General features: G+C 71.1%; 12 protein-coding genes and 1 riboswitch. Of the genes, 5 read left to right on the top strand and 7 right to left on the bottom strand.

The window, feature by feature from the left end; all coding sequences use genetic code 11:
- Positions 1-23 precede the first annotated feature (23 nt).
- Genes ACFC1W_RS00135 through ACFC1W_RS00110 form a run of 6 tightly spaced genes read right to left on the bottom strand, consistent with a single transcriptional unit; the run spans position 24 to position 6,674 of the window.
- Entirely contained in the window at positions 24-974 is a 951-nt protein-coding gene (locus ACFC1W_RS00135) for a glycosyltransferase family 2 protein (protein ID WP_375987311.1), read from the bottom strand.
- Positions 971-2,116, bottom strand: coding sequence for a cysteine desulfurase family protein (locus tag ACFC1W_RS00130; RefSeq protein WP_375991325.1), 1,146 nt, complete (start codon positions 2,114-2,116; stop codon positions 971-973). Before ACFC1W_RS00130 ends, ACFC1W_RS00135 begins: the two co-directional genes overlap by 4 nt.
- A 16-nt stretch (positions 2,117-2,132) precedes the next feature.
- On the bottom strand, positions 2,133-2,990 hold the full coding sequence (gene nadC, locus ACFC1W_RS00125) for a carboxylating nicotinate-nucleotide diphosphorylase (RefSeq protein WP_375987309.1): 858 nt from the start codon (positions 2,988-2,990) through the stop codon (positions 2,133-2,135).
- Complete coding sequence (gene nadB / locus ACFC1W_RS00120; RefSeq protein WP_375987307.1) at positions 2,984-4,594, bottom strand: L-aspartate oxidase; 1,611 nt, start codon at positions 4,592-4,594, stop codon at positions 2,984-2,986. The genes nadC and nadB overlap by 7 nt, the downstream gene beginning before the upstream one ends.
- Complete coding sequence (gene nadA, locus ACFC1W_RS00115; protein ID WP_375987305.1) at positions 4,591-5,943, bottom strand: quinolinate synthase NadA; 1,353 nt, start codon at positions 5,941-5,943, stop codon at positions 4,591-4,593. The genes nadB and nadA overlap by 4 nt, the downstream gene beginning before the upstream one ends.
- Before the next feature lie 11 nt (positions 5,944-5,954).
- Positions 5,955-6,674, bottom strand: a complete 720-nt coding sequence (locus tag ACFC1W_RS00110) for an NUDIX domain-containing protein (RefSeq protein ID WP_375987303.1) — start codon at positions 6,672-6,674, stop codon at positions 5,955-5,957.
- A gap of 125 nt (positions 6,675-6,799) precedes the next feature.
- On the opposite strand from ACFC1W_RS00110, the gene ACFC1W_RS00105 reads away from it, so the two are divergent.
- From ACFC1W_RS00105 to gcvP, 4 genes are all read left to right on the top strand, one after another.
- On the top strand, positions 6,800-7,969 hold the full coding sequence (locus ACFC1W_RS00105) for a MarP family serine protease (RefSeq protein ID WP_375987301.1): 1,170 nt from the start codon (positions 6,800-6,802) through the stop codon (positions 7,967-7,969).
- Between the two features lie 44 nt (positions 7,970-8,013).
- Positions 8,014-8,109: riboswitch (glycine riboswitch) on the top strand.
- A 163-nt stretch (positions 8,110-8,272) separates the two neighbouring features.
- Positions 8,273-9,397, top strand: coding sequence for a glycine cleavage system aminomethyltransferase GcvT (gene gcvT / locus ACFC1W_RS00100; protein WP_375991322.1), 1,125 nt, complete (start codon positions 8,273-8,275; stop codon positions 9,395-9,397).
- A 26-nt stretch (positions 9,398-9,423) separates the two neighbouring features.
- Positions 9,424-9,807: a glycine cleavage system protein GcvH gene (gcvH, locus tag ACFC1W_RS00095; RefSeq protein WP_375987299.1), complete on the top strand. Its 384-nt coding sequence runs from the start codon at positions 9,424-9,426 to the stop codon at positions 9,805-9,807.
- The gene (gene gcvP, locus ACFC1W_RS00090; protein WP_375987297.1) at positions 9,804-12,683 is read left to right on the top strand and encodes an aminomethyl-transferring glycine dehydrogenase; all 2,880 of its coding nucleotides are present in this window, start codon (positions 9,804-9,806) and stop codon (positions 12,681-12,683) included. The genes gcvH and gcvP overlap by 4 nt, the downstream gene beginning before the upstream one ends.
- A gap of 46 nt (positions 12,684-12,729) precedes the next feature.
- Here the strand turns inward: gcvP and ACFC1W_RS00085 are convergent, their stop codons facing one another.
- Complete coding sequence (locus ACFC1W_RS00085) at positions 12,730-13,533, bottom strand: CPBP family intramembrane glutamic endopeptidase (RefSeq protein WP_375987295.1); 804 nt, start codon at positions 13,531-13,533, stop codon at positions 12,730-12,732.
- A 196-nt stretch (positions 13,534-13,729) separates the two neighbouring features.
- Between ACFC1W_RS00085 and ACFC1W_RS00080 the strand changes: the two genes are divergently transcribed.
- Positions 13,730-15,595: an ABC transporter family substrate-binding protein gene (locus tag ACFC1W_RS00080; RefSeq protein WP_375987293.1), complete on the top strand. Its 1,866-nt coding sequence runs from the start codon at positions 13,730-13,732 to the stop codon at positions 15,593-15,595.
- The last annotated feature ends 164 nt before the right edge of the window (positions 15,596-15,759 follow it).

Here is a 15,759-nt window from a genome sequence, read left to right as displayed (position 1 = left end):
GGCCTCATCGTCCGTGACGGGCGTCACCAGGCCAGGGCGTCGGCGACCGGCGGGGTCACCGGAGAGGGCGAGCGCGCGGCCAGGGAGCGCACGAAGTCGCCCAGCGCCGCGCGGTACGCGGGGTCGGGGTGCGCGCGGCCGAGCTCCACGAGGGGCGGGAGGTCCATCGCCAGGATGAGACGGACCCGGGATGCCGCGGCTCGCGCGTGGCCTGCGGCATCGAGCACCGCAATCCCGCCGGCGAGGGCCTCGAGGTAGTCGCGCAGCACGGGCAGCCCGTCCTTCCGCTGGGTGATCGACGAGCCGTCGGCGCGTTCGCGCCACTCGACCACCACGTCCGGGATCACGTCGAACGCACGCGCCTGCGTGTACATCTCTTGCGCGACGATCTGGTCCTCGTACGCCTTGCCCACCGGGAAACGCAGCCCGGTCCGCTTCCACAACGAGAGGCGGCTCACCTTCGACCACGCGACGATGTTGCCCGACACGTCGGGGTGGTCCTCGAGCGTGGCGCCGCGGCGGGCCGGATCGGTCGCCGCCGTCACCCACGGCTGCACCTCGCCCGCAGTGTAGCCGCCGACGGCGTCGGGCCGCAGCCGCACGTACGCGCCGACCGCGACATCGCTGCCGCTCTCCGTCACCGCCCCGACGAGCAGCTCGAGTGCGCGCGGGGTGTAGCGGTCGTCGGCGTCGAGGAACGCGACGAACGGCGTCTGGACCAGATCGATCCCGGTGTTGCGCGCGGCGCTGAGTCCGTTCTGCGAGCGGTGGTGCACGACGCGGAATCGCGGGTCCTCGGCGGCCGCGTCGTCGAAGATGGTGCCGGTGCCATCGGTCGAGCCGTCGTCGACGAGCACGGCGGTCCAGTCCTCGAGGCTCTGCGCGCGCAGGGAGTCGAGTGCCTCCGGCGCGAACTCGGCCACGTCGTACCCGGGGACGATGACGGTAACGACGGGTGCGCGAGGCGGGGTCACCCGCTCGATCCTACGGCCGCGACGGAGGCCGCGACCGCGTCGGCGACGGCGTCCAGCGGCTGGCCCAGCCAGTGCGGGAAGGTGAAGCGCACCGCGGTGCGGGCGACCTCGGGATCGACGCCCATCGCGACGAGCACGTGCGACGGTTCGTCGCTCCCTGCCGCGCACGCCGATCCGCTCGACGAGACCACGCCGCGCCGCTCGAGCTCGAGCAGCACCGCCTCGCCACTCGTGCGTGCGAACGTGAAGCTGGCCGTGCCGGGCAGCCGATGCACCGGGTCGCCGGTGAGCCCGGCCGACGGAACGGTCGCCAGCACGCGGGCGACGAACCGGTCGCGGATGGCGGTGACCCGAGCGGATGCCTCGCCCCGGTCCGCCTCGGCGAGCTCGAGCGCCGTCGCCAGGCCCACCGCTCCGGCGACATCCTCGGTGCCGCTGCGGCGGCCGCGCTCCTGCCCGCCGCCGTGCATCAGCGGCTCGAGCGGAACGCGTCCGCGCACCGCGAGGACGCCCGTGCCCTTCGGTGCTCCGACCTTGTGCCCGGCGAGCGAGATCGCGTCGACGCCGAGCTCGGCGGCCGACAGGGGCAGCCAGCCCGCCGCCTGCACCGCGTCGATGTGCACCGGCACCCCGCGCTCGCGCGCGACCGCGGCGATCGCGGCGACGTCCTGGATGGTGCCGACCTCGTTGTTCGCGTACCCCACGGAGAGCAGCGCGGTGTCCTCGCGCAGGGCGGCGGCCGCGGCATCCGGATCCACTCTCGCGAAGCGATCGACCGCGAGATGCGTGACCTCGAACCCATGGACTCGCGCGAGGTAGGCGGCCGACTCGAGGATCGACTCGTGCTCGATCGGCGTGGTCACGACGTGCCGGCGACCCCTCGCCTGCCACGCGCCGATGCCGATGCCTTTCACGGCGAGGTTGTTGGCCTCGGTGCCACCCGACGTGAAGACGACGTCGCTCGCGCGCATCCCGAGCACTCGCGCCACGCGTGCGCGCGCGTCGGCCAGCGCTCCGGCCGCCGCCTCACCGACGGTGTGGTGGCTCGACGGGTTGCCGAACCATTGCGTGAGGTACGGCATCATCGCCTCGAGCACCTCTGGACGCACGGGCGTCGTGGCGGCGTTGTCGAGGTAGAGCATGGTCATCGCGACCGCCTCAGGCGAGGTCGATCCGCACGTCGAGTCCGAGGTCGAGCGCGCGGGCCGAGTGCGTGAGCGCGCCGACCGAGATGACGTCCACGCCGGTCTCGGCGATGGCGCGCACCGTCTCGAGGGAGACGCCGCCGGATGCCTCGACCGTGGCACGGCCCGCGACCTGGGCGACCCCCGCCCGCAGATCGTCGAGCGAGAAGTTGTCGAGCATGATCGTGCCGACGCCCGCGGCGAGCACCGCCTCGATCTGGTCGAGCCGGTCGACCTCGACCTCGACGTGGGTGGTGTGGGGGAGGCGAGCGATCGCGCCCTGCAGCGCGGCGGTGATCGACACGCCCTTGCGGGAGAGGACGGCGAGGTGGTTGTCCTTGGCCATCACCGCATCCGAGAGCGAGTACCTGTGATTGTGGCCGCCGCCGTTCACGACCGCGTGCCGCTCGAACGCCCGCAGCCCCGGCGTCGTCTTGCGGGTGTCGGCGATGCGGGCGCCGGTGTGCGCCACCTCGGCGACGTAGCGGCCGGTCAGCGTCGCGACGCCCGACATCCGCTGCGTGAAGTTGAGCCCGACGCGCTCGGCCGTGAGCACGCCCCGAGCGGGGCCCTCGACCGTCGCGAGCACGTCACCCGGCGCGAACCACGCGCCGTCCTCGACGACGAGTTCGACCTCGATACGGGGATCCGTCAGGCGGAAGGCGGCCTCGAACACCTCGCCGCCGCTGAAGACGCCGCTCTCGCGGGCGACCAGATCCGCCCGCGCGATCGCGGTCTCGACGATGAGGTAGGCACTCGTGACGTCGCCCCACGGCGCGTCCTCCTCGAGGGCGGCCGCGACGGCGCGGTCGATGGTGGCGCGGTTCAGCATGCGACGGCCTCCTGGCGGCTCGGGGCGGACGTCACCGGGTCGTCCCGCCGGTAGTGCGCGCCGACCGACCCGCGCCGGGCCCGGGCTGCGGCGACGAGGTGCTCGGCCACCACGAGGAGATTCTCGTTCTCGTAGTCGAGTTCGGTGTGCGGCGTGCGCGTCTGGGTCCGCCAGACGGAGAGGACGGATGCCGCATGCCCGAGGCCCGGGTCGTCGCGGACGAGCCCGGCGTCGTTCCACAGCAGCTCTTGCAGGGCGGCGCGGGAGAAGGGCGGCACGTCGGCGGGGTCGTCGCCCGCCGGCACGGCCCCGGCGGATTCACCGACGGACGTGCGCTCGGCGACCGCACCCGTCACGACCGGCCAGCCCGCCGATTCCGCATCCGACGCGATCACATCGCCGGCACGGGCCCCGAACACGGCGCCCTCGAGCAGCGAGTTCGAGGCCAGGCGGTTCGCGCCGTGCACTCCCGTGCACGCGACCTCGCCGACCGCGTAGAGGCCGGGCAGCGAGGCGCGGCCGAACAGGTCGGTCGAGACCCCGCCCATCAGGTAGTGCGCGGCCGGCGTCACCGGGATCGGCTCCCTCGCCCAGTCGAGGCCGCGCTCGTGCACCGCCCGGTCGATCGTCGGGAAGCGCCGGGCGAGGAAGGCGGCGCGCTGCTCGGCGTCGTCGCCGTGCAGGTGGGTCGCGTCGAGGTGGACGGGGCGCCCGTCCTGGAGCTCCATCTGATGCGCGATGGCGCGGGCGACGACGTCGCGGGGAGCGAGCTCGCCGTCGGGATGCGCGTCGAACGCGAAGCGCCGACCCGTCTCGTCGATGAGCGTCGCGCCCTCGCCGCGCACCGCCTCGGACACGAGGAACGACGCTCCGACAGCCAGCACCGTCGGGTGGAACTGGAAGAACTCGAGGTCGCGCACGTCCGCGCCCGCCCGCAGGGCGGCGGCGATGCCGTCGCCTGTGGCGACCGCGGGATTGGTGGAGTGTGCGTAGAGCTCGCCCGCGCCGCCGGTCGCGAGCACGACGGCGTCGGCGGCGACGATCCCGCGTCGCCCGGCGACCGCCACCGAGTCGGCCGTCGCCTCGCGGTCGCCCACGAGCAGGTCGACGCCGCGCACCCGTCCTCCCTCGACCACCAGGTCGACGAGGAAGGCGTGCTCGATGACGTCGACACGGCTCGCGCGCAGGCGGACGACGAGCGCCCTCTCGATCGCGGTGCCCGTCGCGTCGCCGCCGGAGTGCAGGATGCGCGGGTACGAGTGCGCTGCCTCGAGGCCCTTGACGAAGCCGCCGTCCTCGCCGCGGTCGAACGCGACGCCGATGTCGATGAGCTCGCGGATGCGGGCGGGGCCCTCGTCGGCGAGCACGCGCACCGCCTCGCGGTCGCTGAGCCCGGCGCCCGCGACCAGCGTGTCGTGGATGTGGTCTTCGACGCGGTCGTCGGCGAACATCACGCCCGCGATGCCGCCCTGGGCGAAGCGGGTGTTGGCGTGGTCGAGCACGTCCTTCGTCACGAGCGTGACCCGGCAGCCGTGCTCGACCGCGTGCAGCGCGACGGTCAGCCCGGCGATGCCGCTGCCGACCACGACCGCGTGCGTCGTCATGACGCGTTCTCCCATGCGGCGGCGGGGGCTGCCGGGGGCTTGGCCGCGAGCATCCGCTCCAGGGCGAGTCGTGCCGGGTCGGCGACGTCCTGGGGGACCGTGATGCGGTTGCGCACTTCGCCCGCGACGAGTCCCTCGAGGACCCAGGCGAGGTAGCCGGGGTGGATCCGGTACATCGTCGAGCACGGGCAGACCACCGGGTCGAGGCAGAAGATCTCGTGCTGGGGATGCTGCGCCGCCAGGCGCTGCACGAGGTTCACCTCCGTGCCGATGGCGAAGGTCGTCGGCTCGGTCGCCGCCTCTATTGCCTTGCGGATGTAGTCGGTCGAGCCGGCTTCGTCGGCAGCGTCGACGACCTCCATCGGGCACTCCGGGTGCACGATCACGCGCACGCCGGGGTGCTCGGCGCGGGCCTTCTCGATCTGGTCGACCGTGAAACGGCGGTGCACCGAGCAGAAGCCGTGCCACAGGATCACGCGCGCATCGGCGAGGCTCGCGGCATCCGATCCCCCCAGCGGCCGGCGCGGATTCCACATCGGCATCTGCTCGAGCGGCACGCCCATCGCCTTGGCCGTGTTGCGGCCGAGGTGCTGGTCGGGGAAGAACAGCACCCGGCGTCCGCGCTCGAACGCCCATTCCAGGACGGTGCGCGCGTTCGACGACGTGCACACGATGCCGCCGTGGCGGCCGACGAAGCCCTTGATGGCCGCCGACGAGTTCATGTACGTGACGGGGATGACGGGCACGAGGCCATCGGCATCGGGGGAGTCCATGTCGCCGTAGACCTCGCCGAGCTGCTCCCAGCACTCCTCGACCTGGTCGATGTCGGCCATGTCGGCCATCGAGCAGCCGGCGGCGAGGTTCGGAAGGATGACGGACTGCTCGGGACGGGACAGCAGGTCGGCGGTCTCGGCCATGAAGTGCACGCCGCAGAACACGATCGCCCCGGCGTGCGGGTGCTCGAGCGCGGCGTTCGCGAGCTGGAACGAGTCGCCCACGTAGTCGGCGTGCACGACGACCTCTTCGCGCTGGTAGAAGTGGCCGAGTACGACGACACGGTCGCCGAGGATCGCCTTCGCGGTGCGGATGCGCTCGGCGAGTTCGGCCTCGGACGCGTCGCGATACTCGCGCGGCAGCTCTCCCTGGCGGGGCGACCCGGTCGGGATGACGTCGCCCATCGACGACCCGGGGCCGTAGCCGGGGCGGATGTCGAAGTCCCACGGACCCGAGGCGAGGTCGGTGTTGCAGGTCTCGGCGGTCGAGGTCCCCGACACGATGGCCTGGATCGCGTGGTCGACCGAGGCGTCGGTCAGAGGCCGGGGCTGCAGGGTGATGTTGACGGCGGACATGGCGTGCTCTTTCACTGGCGGCGGTCGAGCGGGCCGCGATCGGCCAGTTCGACGTCCTGGTTGTACCGGTACAGCCGTGCGGGTCGGTGGCTGCCGGTGCGGAAGCGGTCGGTCGGGATGAGGGTTCCGGAGTTCTCGACCTGCCGGCGGAAGTTCGCGGGGTCGAGGCGTCGGCCGAGGATCGCCTCGTACACCTCGCGGAGTTCGGCGAGCGTGAACTCGTCGGCGAGGAGGCCGTGCGCGATGCGGCTGTAGCCCACCTTGTTGCGGAGGCGCCACAGCGCGTAGTCCACGATCTGGTTGTGGTCGAACGCGAGCCGGGGAAGGGAGGCGGCATCGAACCACTGCACATTCTCGTCGCTCGCATCGGTCATCTCGTCGGGGCGGATGAGCGCCCAGTAGACGATCGACACGACCCGGCTGGGGGAGCGGTCGACGGCACCGAACGCATAGAGCTGTTCGAGATAGCTCGGCGCCAGCCCGGTCGTCTCGGCGAGGGTGCGGGATGCCGCGGCATCCAGCCCCTCCGCCGCGTCGAGCCAGCCGCCGGGAAGCGCCCACAGGCCTTCGTGCGGATCGCGCGTGCGGCGCACAAGGGGGAGCACCACGCTCGCGGTCTCGCTGCCGGGCAGGCGCCGCAACGTGAAGATCACCGTCGAGACCGCGACGCGCGTCGGCTCGACCGCGACGTCGGCGGTGGGGGCGGGGGTGAGGGCGCTGGTTCTTGTCATGATGACTCTTACTCCGACTTCATCTTAGTGTCATCGTGACACGAAGGGCAAATGAGGGTCGTCACACAGGTTCGATGCGTAGCCTGGCGCTCTCGGCAGAGCGCCGATCACCCGCAGGAGGATGCATGTCCGTCGTCGACATCGTGCTCATCGTCCTCCTCGTCGTCGGGCTGGTCGTGGGCCTCGGCCGCGGGCTCACGGGCAGCGTCGGACTGCTGCTCGGGCTGGCCGCGGGCGGATTCGCCGCCTACTGGCTCGTGCCGCTGATCAACGACGCCTGGCCGTGGCAGCAGTGGCGGCCTCTCGTCGTGCTGCTCGCGTCCGCAGCGCTCGTCCTCGGCGGAGCGACGCTCGGCGCGCTGGCCGGGTCCGCGCTGCGCCGCGGGGTCGATCGCACGCCGCTGCGGGCTGTCGACCGCGTCCTCGGCGGGGTCGCGGGCGTCGTCGTCGCCGCCCTTGCGATCTCGCTCACCGGGGCGAGCCTCGCCGCGACCGGCATGCCGATCGTCTCGTCCGCGCTCTCCTCGTCGACGGTGCTGCGCACGATCGACCGCGTGACCCCGGCGCCCGTCACGGCCGCGCTGGCGGAGCTCCGCGGCTTCGTGATCGACGAGGGACTGCCGGCCCTCGGCGATCTGCTCGAGTCGGGACCGGTCACCATGCAGCCCGTCGACCTCGACGATCCCGAGCTCACGCGGGCCGCGGCATCCGTCGCCCGCGTCTCGGGCACCGCCTACTCGTGCGGACGCAGCGCGACGGGAAGCGGCTTCGTCATCGCCCCCGACCGGGTGGTGACGAACGCGCACGTCGTGGCCGGCGTCGAGCAGCCGGTCGTCGAGCTGCCGGGCGTGCGGGCGCGCGAGGGGCGCATCGTCTACTTCGATCCGATCGACGATCTCGCCGTGATCGCCGTCGACGACCTCGGCGTGGCTGCGCTGCCCATCGCACCGACCCTCGCGGCGGGCTCGCCGGCGGTTGTGCTGGGCTACCCGCTCGGCGGGCCGTTCTCCATGGTCCCGGCGGGCGTGCTGTCGACCGGCACCGTCCCGGTGCCCGACATCTATGACGAATCGTCGGCGCTGCGCGAGATCTACTCGCTGCAGGCGCCGGTGCGTCCCGGCAACTCCGGCGGGCCGCTGCTGACGGAGGACGGAGCGGTCGCGGGAGTCGTCTTCGCGCGTGCGGAGAACGACGCCGAGCGCGGCTACGCGATGACGATGGCCGAGCTCACTCCGGTCGCCGCCGAGGCGCCCTCCCTGACCGGCGCGGTCTCTTCGGGACGCTGCACCGGCTGAGGCCCCGTCGCCCGGTATGCTGGCAGCGCAAGTCAACAAGGCCTACGACCCGGGCGGGAGAGCCTCGGCAGCACGCTGTCGAGCACCGAAGGAGCAAGCCTCCCCGCCAATCTCTCAGGTACGCGTACCGTCCGGATCCGGCCGACTCTGGAAAGCGATTCCGAGCGACGCACGCTCGAATCCGCCGAAGGTGAAACCCCGCATCCTCCTCACGGAGCTGCGGGCGAAACTCTCAGGCCCATGACAGAGGGGGAGTTCCACGGCGCCGTCCGGCGTCCGCCCGATCGCGACCCGGGAGAACTCATGACCGACCCCCGCACGACTCCGCTGCACGACCGCCACGCCGCGCTGGGCGCATCCTTCACCGACTTCGGTGGCTGGTCGATGCCCGTGCGCTACAGCTCCGACCTGGCCGAGCACCACGCCGTGCGCACCGCCGCCGGGCTCTTCGACATCTCGCACATGGCGCAGTTCGGGGTCGCCGGACCCGAGCGCGAGGCGTTCCTCGCTTACGCGCTCGCCTTCGACCCCGCGCCGCTGAAGCTCTCGCGCGCCAAGTACACGATGATCCTCGCGCCCGACGGCGGCATCATCGACGACCTCATCGTCACGCGCATCTCCGAGGAGCAGTTCCTCATCGTCGCGAACGCGGGGAATCGGGATGCGGTGCGCTCCGCCCTCCTCGACCGGCTCCAGGGCTTCGACGCCGAGCTCGTCGAGCTGCCCGACTCGCTGCTGGCGGTGCAGGGTCCGCGCGCCCGCGAGATCCTTCAGGCCGCCGAGGGCCTCGAGCACGACGACGCGCTCGCCATGGGCCACACGCTCGACACCCTCCCGTACTACGCGGCGATGGGCATGCGCTTCAGCGGCACGCCCGTGCTGGTGAGCCGCACCGGGTACACCGGCGAGGACGGCTTCGAGATCAGTGTGGACGCCGACCTCGCGCCCGCCCTGTGGGACGCCCTGCTCGCCGCGGGCGAACCGTTCGGGCTCGTGCCGGCCGGCCTGGCGTCGCGTGACACGCTGCGCCTCGAGGCGGGCATGCCGCTCTACGGCCACGAACTGTCGCGCCACATCATCCCCGCCCAGGCGGGTCTCGGCCGCGTCGTGCCGCTCAAGACCAAGTCCGTCGACTTCGTAGGCCGGTCGGCGCTGGAGTCCGTCGTCGCCGCCGACGCGCCTGTGCTCGTCGGCCTCGTGTCGGAGGGGCGCCGCGCCGGACGCGCGGGCTACCCGGTGCTGCACGGCGACGACGTCGTGGGCGAGATCACCAGCGGCGCGCTGAGCCCCACCCTGGGTCATCCCATCGCCATGGCCTTCGTGTCGCCCGCCCTCACGGAGCCCGGCACCGAGCTCTTCATCGACGTGCGGGGGACCCGCATCCCCGCGACCGTGACCGCCCTGCCCTTCTACCGTCGCGCCCAGTGACCGACGCCCGTCCACCGGAGGAATCCATGACCGACCTCAACACCCTCAAGTACACCGCCGAGCACGAGTGGATCGCCCTCGACGGCGACGTCGCGACCGTCGGCATCACCGACTACGCGGCCGACAAGCTCGGCGACGTCGTCTTCGTCGAGCTCCCCGGTGAGGGCACCGACGTGACCGCGGCCACGGTCGTCGGCGAGATCGAGTCGACCAAGTCGGTCGGCGAGCTCTACGCCCCCCTCGACGGCGAGGTCGTCGAGGTCAACGAGGCGGTCGTCGACGACCCGTCGCTGGTCAACTCCGACCCGTTCGGCGCCGGCTGGCTCGTCAAGCTCAGGGTCGACGCCGCGGCCGTGGCCGATCTCCTCGACCGCGACGCGTACGTCGCCCTGACCGGCGGCGACGAATGACGGGCGGCTTCGCCGAGCGCCACATCGGAACGGATGCCGCGGCCCAGCGTGTCATGCTCGACGCACTGGGCTACGACACCGTGGACGCCCTCGTGAAGCGCGCGGTGCCGGCATCCATCCAGGTCGCACCGCGCTCGACGAGCGACATCCCGCCCGCGGCGACCGAGGCGGAGGCTCTCGCCGAGCTGCGGATGCTCGCGTCGCAGAACCGCGTCGCCCGGCCGATGATCGGCCTCGGCTACTACGACACGTTCACACCGTCGGTGATCAGCCGCAACGTGCTCGAGAACCCGTCCTGGTACACCGCCTACACGCCGTACCAACCCGAGATCTCGCAGGGGCGCCTCGAGGCCCTCATCAACTTCCAGACCATGGTGACCGACCTCACCGGCCTCGAGACCGCGAACGCCTCGATGCTCGATGAGGCCACCGCCGTCGTGGAGGGGATGCTCGTCGCCCGCCGTGCGTCGAAATCGGCGTCGAACGTGTTCCTCGTCGACGCCGACGCGCTGCCGCAGACCAAGGCGCTCCTCGCGCATCGCGCCGGCGCCGTCGGCATCGAGCTGCACTACACGTCGTTCGACATGTCGCCCCCGCCGGCCGACATCGACGTGTTCGGTGCGTTCGTGCAGTACCCGGGTGCGTCGGGCCGCGTGTGGGACCCCACCGACGTCATCTCGGCGGTGCACGACCAGGGCGGTCTCGTCGTCGTCGCGGCCGACCTCCTCGCGCTCACCCTGCTGCGCTCGCCCGGCGCGCTGGGCGCCGACGTCGCCGTGGGCACCACGCAGCGCTTCGGCGTGCCGATGGGCTTCGGCGGTCCGCACGCGGGGTACATGGCCGTGCGTGCGGGTCTCGAGCGACAGCTGCCCGGCCGCCTCGTCGGGGTCTCGCAGGACGCCGCCGGCCACCCCGCCTACCGGCTCGCGCTGCAGACGCGCGAGCAGCACATCCGCCGCGAGAAGGCGACGTCGAACATCTGCACGTCGCAGGTGCTCCTCGCCGTCATGGCCTCGATGTACGCGGTCTACCACGGCCCCTCCGGGCTGAAGGGGATCGCGACCGACGTCGCGCGCAAGGCGGAGGCTCTCGCGCAGCGCCTGCGGGAGTACGACCTGCACCTCGTGTCGGACTCGTTCTTCGACACGATCCGCGTGGTCACGCCCGGGCCGTCGCGCCGCGTCATCGAGCGTGCGCGGTCGAAGGGATACCAGCTGTTCTGGGTGGACGACGCGACGGTGGGGGTCTCGGTCGACGAGACGACCACCGCCGACGACCTGGCGGCCGTCGCGTGGGCGTTCGGGCTGCCCGAGGCCGACGAGCACGACGTGCGCGACATCCCGTACGCGGACGCCCCGCCGCTCGCCGGCGTGCCGTCGCAGCTCGCGCGGGCCGAGGAGTACCTCACTCACCCGGTGTTCAACACGCACCGGTCCGAGACGGCGATGATGCGCTACCTCAAGCAGCTGAGCGATCGCGACTACGCGCTCGACCGGGGCATGATCCCGCTGGGCTCGTGCACGATGAAGCTGAACGCGGCGACCGAGATGGCTGCGGTGTCGTGGTCGGAGTTCTCCCGCGTGCATCCGTTCGCCCCCGAGGCCGACGTGCACGGCTACCTCGCGATGATCGAGCAGCTCGAGGTGTGGCTGGCCGAGGTCACGGGCTACGACGCGGTCTCGCTGCAGCCCAACGCCGGCTCGCAGGGCGAGCTCGCGGGGCTCATGGCGATCCGCGGCTACCACCGCGCGAACGGCGACGTCGAGCGCACGGTGTGTCTCATCCCGTCCTCCGCCCACGGCACGAATGCCGCGTCCGCGGTGCTCGCGGGCATGAAGGTGGTCGTCGTCGCGTGTGACGAGGCCGGAAACGTCGACCTCGACGACCTGCGGGCGAAGATCGCGGCCCACGCCGAGCAGCTCGCCGCGCTGATGATCACCTACCCGTCCACGCACGGGGTGTACGAGCACGACGTGCTCGAGATCACCCAGGCCGTGCACGACGCGGGCGGCCAGGTCTACGTCGACGGAGCGAACCTCAATGCCCTGCTCGGCTATGCGCGCTTCGGCGACCTGGGCGGCGATGTCTCGCACCTCAACCTGCACAAGACGTTCGCCATCCCGCACGGCGGCGGCGGACCGGGCGTCGGCCCGGTGGCGGCCAAGGCGCACCTGGCACCGCACCTGCCGTCGCATCCGCTGTCGCAGCGGAAGGACCACGCCGGCGGGGTGTTCGAGGGCGGCGCCATCTCGGCCGCACCGCACGGCTCGGCCAGCATCCTGCCGATCTCGTGGGCGTACGTCCGCATGATGGGCGCGGAGGGTCTGCGGGACGCCACCGCGGCTGCGGTGCTCGCGGCGAACTACATCGCGCTGCGCCTCAAGGACCACTACCCGGTGCTGTACGCGGGCGAGGGCGGCCTGGTCGCGCACGAGTGCATCCTCGACCTGCGCCCGCTCAAGGACGCGACCGGGGTCTCGGTCGACGACGTGGCCAAGCGCCTCATCGACTACGGCTTCCACGCCCCGACGATGTCGTTCCCGGTCGCGGGTACGCTCATGGTCGAGCCGACCGAGTCCGAGGACCTCGGCGAGATCGAGCGCTTCATCGAGGCGATGATCGCGATCAAGGCCGAGGCCGACGCCGTCGCGGCGGGAGAGTGGCCCGCGGGTGACAACCCGCTGTCGAACGCCCCGCACACAGCGGAGTCCGTCGTGGCCGGCGAGTGGACGCATCCGTACTCGCGCGAGATCGCGGTGTACCCGGTCCACTCGCTGGTGCGCACGAAGTACTGGCCGCCGGTGCGCCGCATCGATCAGGCCTACGGCGACCGCAACCTGGTGTGCGCCTGCCCGCCGATCGAGGCCTTCGCCTGACAGACGCAGGAGTGACGGGATGCCGGGCCCCCGGCATCCCGTCGCCCTAGGCGGTCGGGGTGGGGGTCGGTGTGCCCGACGGGGCCGGGGCGGGCGCGAAGAGGCTCGGCCACAGCGCAGCAGCGAGCGGGTACCCCACGAACGCGATGACGTCGATCACCGTGTGGGCGATGACGAGCGGCATGACGCGACCCCAGCGCCGGTAGCACCAGCCGAAGACGACGCCCATCGCGAAGTTGCCGACCATCGACGGGAAGCCCTGGTAGGCGTGGTAGGCAGCGCGCAGGGCCGCCGTCGACAGGATGACGGCCCACCAGCCCCAGCCGAGCCGCCGCAGCCGGTCGAAGAGGTAGCCGAGGAAGATGACCTCTTCGGTGAGTCCGGCTCGCAGGGCCGCCAGCAGCAGCAGCGGGACCGTCCACCATGATGCGTCGAGGGGGGATGCCTCGACCAGCACGGTCAATCCGAGCGCGCGGCCGAGCGCATAGAGGCCGAGCCCGGGGATGCCGATCACCGCGACCAGCGCGATCCCGCGGCCGACGTCCCCGCCGAACCGGCGGAAATCGAGCCCGATGCGGCGGAAGGCGGAGATGCCGGGCTCCCACAGGAAGAAGATCGCGAGGGCCACCGGGACGAGCGCGAATCCCTGCCCGAGGAACTGGTACAGGACGTCCCAGAACTCCTCCGCGCCGGCGGAGGGATTGAGCGACGTGGTCTGGTCGCCGAGGGCCGCCTCGCGCTGCAGCGCCTGGATCAGCCCCAGCACCGCGTAGATCGCCGACCGCCCCACGGAGAGCAGCAGGACGAGCGCGATCTCCCATCTCAGACGTATTCGGGACACACGGTCCATGGGGCCGGTGTCGGGCAGATTCCCAGACGCGAAAGCGTGCACGTTGTCAGATTGTCACACCCACGTAGCGCTGAGTTAAGGATATGTAACGGTTTGCTGTTCTGTTTTGCCCTGCCCCCGGAGCGTGCTTAGTGTGTCCGTGTCCGTGTCCAGCGCTGCCACAGGCTGGGCACTCAACCCTTGCACAGGAGGAAATGTGAAGATCGCGCGTCTTATGGCGGGCGTGGGTGTCGTGGCGGCAGGAGCTCTCGTGCTCTCCGGCTGCGGCAACCCATACCAGTCCGAGGTCGTGGAAGGCACCGAGATTACCACCGCGTACAACTCGGGCTTCTTCCACTTCAACGACGACAGCTCGGCCGGCAACAACACGGCCAACGGCAACGTCAAGTACATGACCGACACCTCGTTCGCGTACTACAACAACACCCCCGAGCTGGTGCGCAACACCGACTTCGGCGAGTACGAGCAGGTCAGCGAAGATCCGCTCACCGTCAAGTACACCATCACGGCTGACGCCGTCTGGTCGGACGGCGTTCCGATCGACGAGGCAGACATGCTCCTGCAGTGGGCTGCCATCTCGGGCAATGTGAACGACGCGTTCTCGCCCGCCGCCAGCACCGGCTACAGCCTGGTCACCGAGACGCCGGAGACCGGCGACAAGGAGATCACGTTCGTCTACGACGAGCCGTACGTGGACTGGGAGCTCGTCGGACCGCTGGGCGTCTCGGCGCACGGCACCTACGCGCTCGCGTTCCCGGACGAGTACTCGGACGTCCAGGCCGCGTACGACACCTGGAAGGAGTCGGGCGAGGAGGGTGACTTCACCGCGTACAGCGACGCCGCCAAGGAGTTCGCCGAGACCGCCAAGGAGAAGGTCGTCACGGCCATCACCGACGGTGACGAGGAAGTCCTGGCCGCTCTGGGCGACGCGTGGAGCAACGCCTACGGCTACACCACGCTGCCCGACAGCCCGGCTGCCGCGCTGACCAGCGGCCCGTACATCGTCGACGACATCGTCGAGGACCAGTACATCTCGATCGCCGCGAACCCGCTGTTCACGTGGGGTCCGTCGCCCAAGTTCGAGAAGATCACGATCCGCACGATCGCCGACTCGACCACCGCGCTGCAGGCTCTCGAGTCGGGCGAGCTCGACATCTGGTCGGGTCAGCCCACGGCCGACATCCTCCAGCTCGCCAATGACATCGACACCGCCACGGTGCAGACCGGTGTCCAGGCGTCGCACGAGCACGTCGACCTGACGGTCAACAACGGCGGTCCGTTCGACCCCGCGACCTACGGTGGCGACGAGGCGAAGGCTCTCGCGGTTCGCCAGGCGTTCCTGAAGACGGTTCCCCGCCAGGAGATCGTCGACAAGATCATCAAGCCGCTCAACCCCGAGGCCGAGGTGCGCAACACCAACCTCGTCTCGCAGGCTGACGTCGAGCGCTACCCGATCCTGACCGAGACCAACGGTTCGGCGGACTACGCCGAGGTCGACATCGAGGGCGCCAAGGCGCTGCTCGCCGAGGCCGGCGTGACCGGTCCGGTCGAGGTCGGCTTCTGGTACCCCGAGGGCAACGTCCGTCGTGGTCAGGAGTACGAGCTGATCGCCGCTTCGGCTGCTCTGGCCGGATTCCAGCTGGTCGACGAGAGCGAGCCCGACTGGGTCTTCACCGACCCGGCCGCCGAGCCGATCAACCCGCACGACGCCACGCTGTTCGCCTGGTCGCAGACCAGCCTCGCCGTGGGTGGATCCGACCAGATCTACGCCTGCTACGACGACCCGATGGCCAAGGGCGGCAACTACAACGGGTTCTGCGATGAGGAAGTCACCGATGCTCTCCACACGCTGAACGTCACGTCCGACTACGACGCCCAGACCGACCTGCTCGAGCAGGCCGAGACGGGCATCTGGGCGAGCGCCACGACGCTCCCGATCTTCCAGTTCCCGGGTCTGCTGGTCAACAGCGACAAGGTGACCGAGGTCAAGGAGATGCCCCTGAGCCCGGACTACTTCTGGAACTTCTGGGAGTGGACCCCGGCAGGCGCTGGCGCGGAGTAATCCATGCCATGCCGGGGTGGGCGGCTGAGCCGTCCACCCCGGCAGACATCGTGTGAACTGTGGGTGCCGAGGCGAACCCTTGGCACCCACAGTCATGTCCATCGAGGCTGCGCGACAGACACAGGTGTCGCTCAGCCTCCCTCGTAGTAGTTTTGGGGCGCCGT

This window comes from Microbacterium sp. NPDC056003 (assembly GCF_042274785.1).
GTDB lineage: Bacteria > Actinomycetota > Actinomycetes > Actinomycetales > Microbacteriaceae > Microbacterium.
Note: the sequence above shows the minus strand (reverse complement) of the source record. Positions and strands in the feature narration are given on the sequence as shown.

Excerpts from the sequence above, each read along its gene's own strand:
- ACFC1W_RS00130 (WP_375991325.1), bottom strand. The coding sequence starts at position 2,116 with ATGCTCTACCTCGACAACGCCGCCACGACGCCCGTGCGTCCAGAGGTG.
- nadB (WP_375987307.1), bottom strand. The coding sequence starts at position 4,594 with ATGACGACGCACGCGGTCGTGGTCGGCAGCGGCATCGCCGGGCTGACC.
- gcvH (WP_375987299.1), top strand. The coding sequence starts at position 9,424 with ATGACCGACCTCAACACCCTCAAGTACACCGCCGAGCACGAGTGGATC.
- nadC (WP_375987309.1), bottom strand. The coding sequence starts at position 2,990 with ATGCTGAACCGCGCCACCATCGACCGCGCCGTCGCGGCCGCCCTCGAG.
- ACFC1W_RS00110 (WP_375987303.1), bottom strand. The coding sequence starts at position 6,674 with ATGACAAGAACCAGCGCCCTCACCCCCGCCCCCACCGCCGACGTCGCG.
- gcvP (WP_375987297.1), top strand. The coding sequence starts at position 9,804 with ATGACGGGCGGCTTCGCCGAGCGCCACATCGGAACGGATGCCGCGGCC.
- ACFC1W_RS00105 (WP_375987301.1), top strand. The coding sequence starts at position 6,800 with ATGTCCGTCGTCGACATCGTGCTCATCGTCCTCCTCGTCGTCGGGCTG.
- ACFC1W_RS00085 (WP_375987295.1), bottom strand. The coding sequence starts at position 13,533 with ATGGACCGTGTGTCCCGAATACGTCTGAGATGGGAGATCGCGCTCGTC.
- nadA (WP_375987305.1), bottom strand. The coding sequence starts at position 5,943 with ATGTCCGCCGTCAACATCACCCTGCAGCCCCGGCCTCTGACCGACGCC.
- gcvT (WP_375991322.1), top strand. The coding sequence starts at position 8,273 with ATGACCGACCCCCGCACGACTCCGCTGCACGACCGCCACGCCGCGCTG.